Genomic DNA, 12,120 nt, shown 5'->3' on the forward strand with positions numbered 1-12,120 from the left:
ATGAAGGTCTACCTTGTTTCGCTGGCGCTTGGCCTTTTGGTCGGCGTGATCTACGCGCTGTTCAACGTGCGCTCGCCCGCGCCACCGGTCATTGCATTGGTAGGCCTTCTGGGCATTCTGGCGGGCGAACAGATTCCCCCGCTGGTCAAGCGCATGATGGCCGAACCGGCCACGCGCACGTCCTGGCTGCACGAGCAGGTCAAGCCGCATATGTTCGGCGAACTGCCCAGCTGCCCCAAGGCGTCCGCCCCCTCTGAAACAACCGCCGATGCATGTGGAGACAAGCGCCATGGTTGACACCCAAGCCCCCGACCTGATCCTGCACCAGGGTCGCTTCACCACGCTGGACCCCGCCAACCCCGTGGCCGACGCCGTCGCCATCCGCGAAGGCCGCTTCACGCGCGTGGGCGCCGCCGCCGACATCCTGCCGCTGGCCGGCCCCGCAACCCGGGTGATCGCGCTGAACGGACGCGGCGTGCTGCCGGGCCTGATCGACAACCACCTGCACATCATCCGCGGTGGCCTGAACTACAACATGGAATTGCGCTGGGACGGCGTACGCAGCCTGTCCGACGCCATGGCCATGCTGCGCCGCCAGGTCGCCATTACCCCCGCCCCGCAGTGGGTGCGCGTGGTGGGCGGCTTCACCGAGCACCAGTTCGCCGAAAAGCGCTTGCCCACCATCGACGAACTGAACGCCGTGGCGCCCGATACGCCCGTGTTCATTCTGCATCTGTACGACCGCGCGCTGCTGAACGCCGCTGCCTTGCGCGCGGTGGGCTACGACAAGACCACGCCCGCCCCGCCGGGCGGCGAAATCGTCCGCGATGCCGCCGGCAACCCCACCGGCCTGCTGCTGGCCAAGCCCAACGCGTCGATCCTGTACGCCACCTTGGCCAAGGGCCCCAAGCTGCCGCTGGAATACCAGGTCAACTCCACCCGCCACTTCATGCGCGAACTGAACCGCCTGGGCGTCACCGGCGCCATCGACGCGGGCGGCGGTTTTCAGAACTACCCCGAGGACTACCAGGTCATCCAGCAACTGGCCGACGCCAACCAGCTGACGATCCGCCTGGCCTACAACCTGTTCACGCAAAAGCCCAAGCAGGAAAAAGAAGACTTCCTGAACTGGACGGCCACGTCGCAATACAAGCAAGGCACCGACTACTTCCGCCACAACGGCGCGGGCGAAATGCTGGTGTTCTCGGCCGCCGACTTCGAAGACTTCCGCCAGCCGCGCCCCGAGATGGGGCCCGAGATGGAAGGCGAATTGGAAGAAGTGGTGCGCATCCTGGCGCAGAACCGCTGGCCGTGGCGCATGCACGCCACCTATGACGAAACCATCAGCCGATCGCTGGACGTGTTTGAACGCGTCAACCGCGACGTGCCGCTGGCCGGGCTGAACTGGTTCTTTGACCACGCGGAAACCATTTCCGAAAAGTCCATCGACCGCATCGCGGCGCTGGGCGGCGGCGTGGCCGTGCAGCATCGCATGGCCTACCAGGGCGAGTACTTTGTTGAACGCTACGGCGCCGGCGCGGCCGAGGCCACCCCGCCCGTCAAGCGCATGCTGGAGAAAGGCGTCAACGTGTCGGCCGGCACGGACGCCACGCGCGTCGCGTCCTACAACCCGTGGGTGTCGCTGTCCTGGCTGATCACCGGCAAGACCGTGGGCGGCATGCGCCTGACGCCGCAACGCAACTGCCTGGACCGCGACGCCGCGCTGCGCATGTGGACGGAGAACGTCACCTGGTTCTCGAACGAACAAGGCAAGAAAGGCCGCATCGCCGTGGGCCAATTGGCCGATCTGGTGGTGCCCGACCGCGACTTCTTCGCGTGCCCGGAATCCGATATCGCCGACACCAGCAGCCTGCTTACCGTGGTGGGCGGCAAGGTGGTGTGGGGCGCGGGCGAATTCTCGGCCCATGACGACGCGGCGCCCCCGCCCGCCATGCCCGACTGGTCGCCCACGCGTCTGTTCGGCGGCTACGGCGCCTGGGCAGACACCGAAGGCAAGCCCTTGCAGACCTCGCTGCGCGAAGCGGCCGCCGGCTGCGCCTGCGCGAACGACTGCAATGTGCACGGCCACCAGCATGCGGGCGCCTGGGCCAGCAAGCTGCCCGTGTCGGACCTGAAAGGCTTCTGGGGCGCGCTGGGTTGCGCGTGCTGGGCGGTATGACCGTGCCCCGTCCGCTGACCTCGAAGGCGGTGCGCTGGCTGGCCCTGCTGGCGCTTTGCGGCGCCTATATCCAGGGCGGCCTGGTCAAGCTGCTGGACTTTGCGGGCGCGCAGGCCGAGATGGCGCATTTTGGCCTGCAACCCGCCGCGCCGGCCGCCGTCGCCGTTATCGTGCTGGAACTGGGCGCCAGCGCCCTGATCCTGTCCGGGCGGCTGCGCTGGCTGGGCGCGCTGGCGCTGGCGCTGTTCACCGCCGTGGCGGCGCTGATGGCCAACCGCTACTGGGAAGCCCCCGCCGACGCGCGCTTCATGACAATGAACGCGTTCTATGAACACTTGGGGCTGGCCGGGGCATTCGTCCTGGTCGCCTGGCACGACCTGACGGAGCGCCTGCATGGCCGGACCTGACCGCATCACCCCGCCCGCCGCCGCCGTGGGCGGCATGGCGCCCTTGAAGCACACGCTGTTCGCCGTGCTGTGGGGCGCCACCATCCTGGGCAACATCGGCAGCTTCATGCGCGACGTGGCCAGCGCCTGGCTGGTCACCGACCTGTCCACCAACCCCGCCGCCGTCGCCATGATGCAGACGGCGGCCACCTTGCCGGTGTTCCTGCTGGCCATTCCGGCCGGCGTGCTGTCCGACATCCTGGACCGGCGGCGCTTCCTGATCATCATCCAGGTGCTGCTGGCCTGCGTCAGCTTCACCCTGCTGATGATGGCCAAGACCAACACGCTGACCGTCGAAACCTTGATCGCCCTGACCTTTCTGGGCGGCGTGGGCACGGCACTGATGGGGCCCACCTGGCAGGCCATCGTGCCGGAACTGGTGCCCAAGGCCGAACTGAAAACCGCCGTGGGCTTGAACTCGCTGGGCATCAACATCGCCCGCGCGTTGGGCCCGGCCGTGGGCGGCTTGCTGCTGGCCGCGTTCGGCGCGGCCGCCGCCTATGGCGCGGACGTGTTGAGCTACGTGTTCGTGATCGGTGCACTGATCTGGTGGAAGCGGCCCAAGAAAGTGGACGACGGCTTGTCGGAGCAGTTCTTCGGCGCCTTCCGCGCGGGCGTGCGCTTTGCGCGCGCCAGCCGCGAGCTGCACGTGGTGTTGCTGCGCGCGGCCGTGTTCTTCATCTTTGCTAGTTCAGTGTGGGCGTTGCTGCCGCTGGTGGCGCGCCGCATGTTGGGCGGCAGCGCCGGCTTTTATGGCGTGCTGCTGGGCGCGGTGGGCGTGGGCGCGATTCTGGGCGCCGTGGTGTTGCCGCGCCTGCGCGCGCGCCTGAACACGGACGGCCTGGTGCTGGCAGCCGCCGTCGTGGCCGCCGCCGTGATGGCGGCGCTGTCGTTCGCGCCGCCGCAATGGGCCGCCGTGCTGCTGCTGTTGCTGCTGGGCATGGGCTGGATCGTGGCGCTGACGACGTTCAACGGCGTGGCACAGGCCATCCTGCCCAACTGGGTGCGCGGCCGTGGGTTGGCCATCTACCTGATGGTCTTTAACGGCGCGATGGCGGCGGGCAGCCTGGGTTGGGGTTTGTTGGCGCAAGAGATCGGCGTGCCGGCGACCTTGCTGGCTGGCGCCGCGGGTCTGCTGGTGGCGGGCGTGCTGCTGCACCGCATGCGCCTGCCGCAGGGCGAAGCCAATCTGGACCCGTCCAACCATTGGCCCGAGCCCCTGCTGGACACCCCGGTGGAACACGACCGCGGACCGGTCATGGTGCAGATCGAATACCGCATCCGCGTGCAGGATCGCCCCGCGTTCCTGGCCGCGCTCAAGTCGGTAGCCGAAGAAAGGCGGCGCGATGGCGCCTATGCCTGGGGCGTGGCCGAGCACACGGGCGAACCCGAACGTGTGCAGGAATGGTTCCTGGTGGAATCGTGGGCGGAACATCTGCGCCAGCATCAACGCGTGTCGCAGGCCGATGCCGACTTGCAAGGCGAAGCCCAGCGCTTTCATATCGGTCCGGAAAAGCCGGTGGTGCATCACTTCCTGGCGCTGGACTTGCGGCAGGGTAAGTCAGGGGGCGCGTCGGAAGCCGGGGGCAGTACGGAAGCCGGATAAGGCCGGCGCAAGCCGCAGCCGGCCGACCCGCCGGTTCAATGCGCCGAGGCGTCCAGGAAGCGGTGCACGACACGCACCGCGGCCGCGCCCTCGGCGATGCCCGCCAGCACTTGCGGGACACAGCCGGCGCGCACCGCGCCGGCCGCGAACACGCCGGGCTGCGAGCTTTCATAGGCGCGCGCCTGCATGGACCCGGCGGCGGCGCGGCCGGTGTGGATACGGCCCCGGCCATCGGTGTCCAGGCAGCCTTCCAGCCAGTCGGTGTTGCCCAGACCCGATCCATCTTCGGCCAGGCCCGTCGCCACGATCAGGCTGCGCGCCTCGATTACCTGGCGGTCATCCAGCCACACGCGGTAGGGATAGCTGGCGCTGTCGAACGCCGTGGCCAGGCGTTGCGGCATGACGTGCGACCCAAAATGGCGGCTTTGCGTTTCGGCGCGGCGCAGCAACCCGCCGTCGCACAGGCCCGTGATGGTGCCCGGAAAGGCGGGCAAGGCGTAGGCGCCGGGCGCTTGCGCCCCGCACAGGGAACCGCCCACCAGCAGCGTGTGCAGCCCCTCTGACGCCGCATAGGCCGCAGCCGCCAAGCCGGCCGGACCACCACCGATAACCGCCAGATCCAGCACCGGGTCCACCCGCCCCACCCCCATGGCCGACCGCAGGATCGCGCCGCCATACGGGCGTTGGCGCAAATAGCTGATACGACGCAGCATGAACGCCCGCAGCACGATGTCGGCCAGCGCCGGTTCGGCCAACAGCAGCCGCGCCAGGGCTTCGCGCGACAGGCGCAGCAGCCGGCTGTCCGACGCGGCGCGCGCCGTGACCGCATTGGGGCGGTCGGTGAACAGGTCCAGGCTGCCGGTGAATTCGCCATCGCGATGCACCAGCAGGCTTTGCATGGCGCCATCGGGCTCGCACTCAAGCACTTCAACCGTGCCTTGCAGCAGAATGTGAAAGGCGGCCTCCTGGCTGCCGCTTTGCAGCAGCACGCTGCCGCACGGCGCCCACATGGGCTGGCCGTACGGCGCGGCGCGCGCGATCTGGTCGGCGGTCAGCATGGGAAACGCCTGCGCATGCAAGGCCGGCAAGTCCGGCGGACGGCAGGCAAGATCGATGGCTGGGCGATTCATGAGGTTCACGTCCGGGAAGTCCGAAGAAAGCGGCAAGATACGCTATCAAGATAGCTTCGGGCTGCCGGTGGGTCTTGCGTACTTGGGTGTTGCTTTGTACGAAAGAGCAATGATCGCACAAGGGGCAAGCGCCCTAGGCGTGCACCTTGCGCCAGGCGCCGGGCGACACGCCCACCACACTGGTGAACACGCGCGTCATATGGGCCTGGTCCGCAAAACCGCACAGCAGCGCCACGTCGGTAATCGACTGACCCGGCACACGCAGCAATTCCTGTGCCTTTTGCACGCGTTGTTCCAGCAGCCAGCGGTGCGGCGTGGTGCCCACCGTCTGGCGGAAGGCCTTGATGAAGTAGCTGCGCGACAGGTTGCAGGCTTCGGCGATATCCGTCATGGACAGGTCTTCGCGCAAGGTCGAAAGCAGCATGTCCTTGGCGCGCGCTTCCAGCTTGCGCGAGAGCACGCGCGTGCCCCCCGCGGGCGCCCAGCCGGTGGTGGCGCCGGCGCCGTAGTGCGACAACAGGTGCGCGCCGATCGTCAGGCTCAGGTGCTCCACAAACAAGCTGTTGGCCGGCGCGGGCTGCGCCAGCACCGTCGTCAATACTTGCGACAGATTTGCCAGCACGGGGTCGCCCTTGCCGGTACGCGGCAGCAGGCTGCTGACACGCGGGCCGCCTTTTTCATCATTGACGCGTTCAATGAAGGCGCGTGGCAATTCGATCAGCACGAAATCAAAACCGCCGGACAGATCCGCGCGGTAGTCATCGTTGAAATCGCGGATGTAGACCGAGCCGATGTCGAAATCGTGGGCGGCGGCGTGCGGGCCTTGCAGGATGCGGCGGCGGTGGCCACCCTGCATCGCCACGCCCACCAGAAAACCCCGGTCGGACGCGGGCGTCTCCACGGTGCCAAAGCGGTCGTTGTTGGTGCGTTTGCGATAGAACGTCAGCCCGCCGCCTTCGAAATGCTGGTTGATGACCAGCTTGCTGGCCAAACATCCCAGGGCGTCGGTGGACGGCGCGGGAATGGGCGCGGCGGCTGCCAGCAGGAAGGGTTCAGGCCCTGGGGCGGGCGCGGACATAAGGCGTTGGCGGGCAGGCATGGATGGTTCCCCAGGGTCGCGACCGGTGCAAAGAAACGCAACAATCTTGTTATCGGCGGGAAGATAACAGGCCATGTTGCCGCGCAACAAGTATCGTCACGCATTTTTTCAACATGGTGGCACCGCGTGTGTCATCGACACTAACGCGGTAACACGGGGCCGGGCGTCAATGGCCCCACGGGCTGGCCGGAACGCGACGGCATCGGCGGCAATTTCGGCTGCGCCGGACCGCTCCACGGCGGGTTGGCGGGAGTCGTGCGTGAGCCGGGTTGTGGGTAGCGGGTGCCGCCACAAGACGTGCCCAGGCAGGGTTGCCCGCTGCGGTTCGGGTCCACCGTCTTCGGGCATGACGTGCCCAGGCACGTATCGGGCAAGGTGCGCGCGGACGCGGGCGGTTGCGGGACGCTGGGCACGCCGTCCCGCGCCGACGCGGGGCCAGCCGCCAGCGCCAGGGACGCGGCCAGGATCAGGGCTTTCATCGCGGCTCCAGAGGATGACGAATTCGGGGCAAGCCTGGCACGAGTGTGCGCCCATCCGCCCCGCCTTCGCAACACGTGGGATCGGTGCAGTCCGTGCAGCGCGCACGTCTGCCCAGCCCGCGCCTGCCCCCGCATCAATCCAGGCGGATGTCCGCGCTTTTCACGACCTTGGCCCAACGCGCGCGTTCGCTGTTGAAGAACTGCGTCAGCTCGGCGGGGTTGCGCGTCACGATCTCGGCGCCCTGCTCGTTCAATTGCGCCTTCACGTCGGGCTGGTTGACGATCTGCGCCAGCAGCACGGCCAGGCGTTCGGCCACCGGGTCCGTGGTGGTCACGGGCGCCATCACGCCTTGCCACGTGCCCGATTCAAAGCCCTTCACGCCCTGTTCGGAAATGGTCGGGATATCGGGCACGAGCTGCATGCGTTCGCCCTTGGAAATGGCGATGGGGCGCAGCTTGCCGGCCTTGATGTGCGGCAACGTGGCCAACAGGCCGTTCATGATGATCTGGGTCTGGCCGCCGATGGTGTCGGTGACCGCCTGCGAGCCGCCCTTGTACGGCACGTATTCCCATTGCGCCCCGGTGGCTTGCTGCACGGCGACGGCCGCCAGGTGCGGCGCGCTGCCGATCGCCGTCACGGCAAAGTTCAGGCGCTGCTTTTTCGACAGGTCCACCAGTTCCTGAACCGTCTTGGCCGGCACGTCGGGATGCACGGCCAGCACGTGCGGCGAATACGCCAGCATGCTGACGGCGCGCAGGTCCTTGGACGGGTCGAACGACAGCTTCGTGTACACGGACGGGCTGATCGCCAGCGCGCCCACATCGCACAGCAACACGGTGTGCCCTTCGGCCGCCGATTGCACCACCAGGCCCGCGCCCAGGTTGCCGTTGGCGCCGGGCTTGTTTTCAACGACCACCGTCTGCTTGAGCGCGTCGGACAGGCGCGGCGCCAGGATGCGCGCGATGATGTCCGACGACCCCCCGGGCGGGTAAGGCACGATGATGCGCACCGGCCGCGTGGGCCAGTTCGCCGCATTGCCGCCGGCAGCGGCGCCGGCTTGCTGCGCCCATGCCGGCACCAGCGGCGACAGGCATAGCGCCGCGGCGCCGCCCAGGAAATGTCTCTTGCTTACGTTCATGCTGTCTCCACACTGTTTGAGGTGTTCTTGGGTAAAACTGGCGCGGCGCCCCGCTTGCGTCGCCGCGCACGAAGATCAAAGTGGCCTGCTTTCATTGGCCTGCGATCAGGCCCGCTGTCCTCAGGCCGCCCCGCGCGTTTCCACGTACAGGGCGTACAACGAATGGCTGCTGGCCATGAACAGGCGGTTGCGCTTGGCGCCGCCAAAGCACAGGTTGGCGCAGCGTTCGGGCAGCCGGATATGGCCGATGGGCTTGCCGGCGGGGTTGAACACCATCACGCCGTCCAACTCTTCCGATTTGGCATTGGGCGCGCCATTGCTGCCCCAGCCGCACCACAGGTTGCCGTCTTCGTCGCACTTGATGCCGTCGATGGCGCCGGGGCCTTGCGCGTCGATATGGACGCGCTTGCCCGACAGCGCACCGTCCGCGCCCACGTCAAAGGCCCACACGACGCGGTTCGGTTGATGGCGCGACTCGACCACGTACAGTATCTTTTCGTCCGGCGAAAAGCACAGGCCATTGGGGCCGGCCAGGTCGTCCAGCGCGCGCGTCACACGGCCATTGGCCGGGTCGATGCGGTAAACGCCGTGCGGCAGTTCCGGCTTTGCCTTGTCGCCTTCCCAATGCCCGCCGATACCGAACGGCGGATCGGTAAACCAGATGACGCCGTTGCGCTGGCAGACGATGTCGTTGGGCGAATTCAGCCGCTTGCCGTCATAGCCATCGGCCAGCACGGTGATGGACCCGTCGTATTCGGTGCGCGTGACGCGGCGCGTCAGGTGCTCGCAGGCCAGCAGGCGGCCCTGGCGGTCACGCGCCAATCCGTTGCTGAAATTGGCCGGTTGGCGAAACACGCTGATCGCGCCGGTGGTTTCGTCCCAGCGCAGGATGCGGTCATTCGGGATGTCGGACACCAGCAGATAGCGGCCATCGCCCACCCAGACGGGGCCTTCCAGCCAACGGAAGCCGCTGGCCAGTTGCTCGACGCTGCTGCTGTAAATGCGGTATTTGGAAAACTCCGGGTCCAGGATGCGCACTGACGGGTCGGGGTAACGCTGCTGCGGCGTGAAGTTGAACGACTGCGCCTGGGCCAGCGCGGCCGGTCCCAACGCCAATGCGGCGCCCAGCAGTCGGCGGCGGCCGGGTTGGGCCAAGGGGGCATGCTCCATCGGTGTCTCCTCTTGTCGGTGTAGTGCGATGGCAATGCGGTCCAGTGGATGATCCGGCGCTAACCCGGATCAGCGACGCGTCATGTCACGGGCCCAGGGTTGAACAACGCCAGGGCGTTATGCAGCTTGAGCTTTTCCGCACAGGTCTGCTGGCGGCCGCTGGCCACGTCCAGCATCAGGCGGAACAGTTCCCAACCCACGTCTTCAATCGTGGCCTGGCCGGTGGCGATGCGGCCCGCGTTGACGTCCATCAGGTCATGCCAGCGCCGCGCCAGGCTGTCGCGCGTGGCCACCTTGATCACCGGCACTTGCGCCAGGCCGTAAGGCGTGCCGCGCCCGGTGGTGAAGATATGCAGGTTCATGCCGGCGGCCAGTTGCAGCGTGCCGCAGATGAAATCGCTGGCGGGCGTGGCGGCAAAGATCAGGCCCTTTTGCGTCAGGCGGTTGCCGGGCGACAGCACGCCATGAATCGGCGACGAGCCCGACTTCACAATGGACCCCATCGCCTTTTCCACGATGTTCGACAAGCCGCCTTTCTTGTTGCCCGGGCTGGTGTTGGCGCTGCGATCCGCCATGCCACGTTGCAGGTAGTCGTCGTACCAGGCCATCTCGCGCACCAGCGCGTCGGCCACTTCCGGCGTGGCGGCGCGCGCGGTCAGCTGGTCGATGCCGTCGCGCACTTCGGTGTTCTCCGAGAACATCACGGTGCCGCCCGCGCGCACCAGCAGGTCGGTGGCGAAGCCCACGGCGGGGTTGGCCGTAACGCCCGAGAACGCGTCGCTGCCGCCACACTGCACGCCCACCGTCAGGTCCGACACGGGGCAGGTTTCGCGGCGGCGCGCGTTCAGCTTTTGCAAGTGGCGTTCGGCCGTGCGCATGATCAAGTCGATCATCGACTGAAAGCCCACGTTTTCCTCGTCTTGCAAGACGATGGTGTCCACGCGTTCGGCGTCATCGCCGCTTTTGCCCATGCCCTCGCCCGCGCGAATGGGGATGGCGTTGGGCGCCAGCAAGCGTTCCGGTTGCAGCTTTTCGCAACCCAGGCTGACCACCATGGACGTGCCGCCAAAGTTGGGGTTGCGTGCAATGTTGTGCAGCGTGCGGATGGGAATGGCGGCGCCCGGCGCGTCAATGGCCACGCCGCAACCGTAGGTGTGTTCAATGCCGACCACGTCGTCCACATTGGGATAGCGCGGCAGCAGTTCCTGGCGGATGCGCGCCACGGCGTGTTCGACCACGCCCTGCACGCATTGCACGGTGGTGCTGATGGCCAGGATGTTGCGCGTGCCGACAGTGCCGTCGGCATTGCGATAGCCTTCGAACGTATAGCCTTCCAGCGGCGGCAGCGGTGTAACGCGCGTGCCCACCGGCAGGTCTTCCAAGGTGCGCGCCGACGGCATGGTGGTCACGCGTTCATTCACCCAACTGCCGCGCGGCAAGGGCTTGGCCGCGTAACCGACCACCACGTTGTAGCGGACCACGGCATCGCCCTCGGCCAGATCGCGCAACGCGACCTTGTGCCCTTGCGGCACGGCGTCCACCAACTGCAATCCATCGGGCAGCACCGTGCCGGCGGGCAAGCCGCCTTCATTGGCGACGATGGCCACGTTGTCATCCGCGTGTATCTTGATGAGCACGGGCGCCTGGGGTTGCGCAACCTGCATGAAAAGTCCTTTTGCATGGGGATGCAGGCGGGCCCGGCATCCAGAAACGTTATCGTACAACCGTGAGAATATCCTTGAACACGGTCAAAAATAAATTTCGGGTTTCCCCTTGTCTACAAGTGAAACCATAGAGCGGGCGCCCTTGAATCGGCTGAAAACGTGTTGTACGATGACTTACCTTTTCACCACCGCCCCCTCGTGGCAAGCCCGCTTTAGCACGCTGCCGCGACCCCACCGGACGACCGCGCTATGACCACCCCGCAGGAACTCAAGGAAATTGTTTCGGAAGGTTTGCTGTCCTTCCCCGTGACGGACTTTGACCAGAACGGCGATTTCAACGCCAAGACCTATGCCGCGCGCCTGGAATGGCTGGCCCCGTACGGCGCCACCGCGCTGTTTGCCGCGGGCGGCACCGGCGAGTTCTTCTCCCTGGCGCCCCAGGAATATTCCGACGTCATCCGCACCGCCGTGCAGACCTGCGCCGGCAAGGTGCCGATCCTGGCCGGCGCAGGCGGCCCCACCCGCACCGCCATCGCCTACGCGCAAGAAGCCGAGCGCCAGGGCGCCAAGGGCATTTTGCTGTTGCCGCACTACCTGACCGAAGCGTCGCAGGACGGCATCGCCGCGCACGTGGAACAAGTCTGCAAGTCCATCAAGATCGGCGTCATCGTCTACAACCGCGCCCAGTCCCGCCTGTCGGCCGACAGCCTGGAACGCCTGGCCGAACGCTGCCCCAACCTGGTCGGTTTCAAGGACGGCATTGGCGACATCGAAGCCATGGTGCGCATCCGCCGCAAGATGGGCGACCGCTTTTCGTACCTGGGCGGGCTGCCCACCGCCGAAGTCTATGCCGCCGCCTACCGCGCGCTGGGCGTGCCGGTGTATTCGTCGGCCGTCTTCAACTTCGTGCCCAAGACCGCCATGGATTTCTACCGCGCCATTGCCGCCGGCGACTCGGACACCACCAACCGTTTGCTGGATGACTTCTTCCTGCCTTACCTTGAAATCCGCAACCGCAAGGCCGGCTACGCGGTCAGCATCGTCAAGGCCGGCGCCAAGCTGGTCGGCCACGACGCTGGCCCCGTGCGCGCGCCGCTGACCGACCTGACCGGCGATGAGCTGGAAATGCTCAACGCCCTGATCAAGAAGCTTGGCCCGCAGTAAACGGCCGCACTGAACTGCAATCAGCCCCCGGATTCGGGGGCGTT

11 protein-coding genes are annotated in these 12,120 nt (G+C 66.9%); 5 read left to right on the forward strand and 6 right to left on the reverse strand.

Annotated elements, in window-relative coordinates; all coding sequences use genetic code 11:
* From V6F88_RS05050 to V6F88_RS05065, 4 genes are read left to right on the forward strand one after another with little or no spacing between them, the layout of a single operon-like run.
* Positions 1–297, forward strand: coding sequence for a XapX domain-containing protein (locus V6F88_RS05050; RefSeq protein WP_046807071.1), 297 nt, complete (start codon positions 1–3; stop codon positions 295–297).
* On the forward strand, positions 290–2,179 hold the full coding sequence (locus V6F88_RS05055) for an amidohydrolase (protein ID WP_332608259.1): 1,890 nt from the start codon (positions 290–292) through the stop codon (positions 2,177–2,179). The genes V6F88_RS05050 and V6F88_RS05055 overlap by 8 nt, the downstream gene beginning before the upstream one ends.
* Positions 2,176–2,586: a DoxX family protein gene (locus V6F88_RS05060; protein ID WP_332608260.1), complete on the forward strand. Its 411-nt coding sequence runs from the start codon at positions 2,176–2,178 to the stop codon at positions 2,584–2,586. The genes V6F88_RS05055 and V6F88_RS05060 overlap by 4 nt, the downstream gene beginning before the upstream one ends.
* Complete coding sequence (locus tag V6F88_RS05065) at positions 2,573–4,231, forward strand: MFS transporter (RefSeq protein WP_332608261.1); 1,659 nt, start codon at positions 2,573–2,575, stop codon at positions 4,229–4,231. The genes V6F88_RS05060 and V6F88_RS05065 overlap by 14 nt, the downstream gene beginning before the upstream one ends.
* A gap of 35 nt (positions 4,232–4,266) precedes the next feature.
* Here the strand turns inward: V6F88_RS05065 and V6F88_RS05070 are convergent, their stop codons facing one another.
* From V6F88_RS05070 to garD, 6 genes are all read right to left on the reverse strand, one after another.
* Positions 4,267–5,361, reverse strand: a complete 1,095-nt coding sequence (locus V6F88_RS05070; RefSeq protein ID WP_332608262.1) for a cyclic nucleotide-binding domain-containing protein — start codon at positions 5,359–5,361, stop codon at positions 4,267–4,269.
* Between the two features lie 133 nt (positions 5,362–5,494).
* Complete coding sequence (locus V6F88_RS05075; RefSeq protein ID WP_332608263.1) at positions 5,495–6,460, reverse strand: helix-turn-helix transcriptional regulator; 966 nt, start codon at positions 6,458–6,460, stop codon at positions 5,495–5,497.
* 140 nt (positions 6,461–6,600) lie between these two features.
* Positions 6,601–6,939 (reverse strand): hypothetical protein, encoded by a 339-nt coding sequence (locus tag V6F88_RS05080; protein WP_332608264.1) that lies wholly within the window; start codon positions 6,937–6,939, stop codon positions 6,601–6,603.
* Between the two features lie 134 nt (positions 6,940–7,073).
* A complete protein-coding gene (locus tag V6F88_RS05085) occupies positions 7,074–8,078 on the reverse strand; it encodes a Bug family tripartite tricarboxylate transporter substrate binding protein (protein ID WP_332608265.1) in 1,005 nt (334 codons plus the stop codon).
* 120 nt (positions 8,079–8,198) lie between these two features.
* Entirely contained in the window at positions 8,199–9,248 is a 1,050-nt protein-coding gene (locus tag V6F88_RS05090) for an SMP-30/gluconolactonase/LRE family protein (RefSeq protein ID WP_332608266.1), read from the reverse strand.
* A gap of 80 nt (positions 9,249–9,328) precedes the next feature.
* Positions 9,329–10,912: a galactarate dehydratase gene (garD, locus tag V6F88_RS05095; RefSeq protein WP_332608267.1), complete on the reverse strand. Its 1,584-nt coding sequence runs from the start codon at positions 10,910–10,912 to the stop codon at positions 9,329–9,331.
* Between the two features lie 249 nt (positions 10,913–11,161).
* Between garD and kdgD the strand changes: the two genes are divergently transcribed.
* Complete coding sequence (kdgD, locus tag V6F88_RS05100; protein WP_332608268.1) at positions 11,162–12,076, forward strand: 5-dehydro-4-deoxyglucarate dehydratase; 915 nt, start codon at positions 11,162–11,164, stop codon at positions 12,074–12,076.
* Positions 12,077–12,120: the final 44 nt, after the last annotated feature.

Origin of the sequence: Achromobacter sp. ESBL13 (genome assembly GCF_036668755.1) — a bacterium.
Classification (GTDB): Bacteria; Pseudomonadota; Gammaproteobacteria; order Burkholderiales; family Burkholderiaceae_B; genus Achromobacter.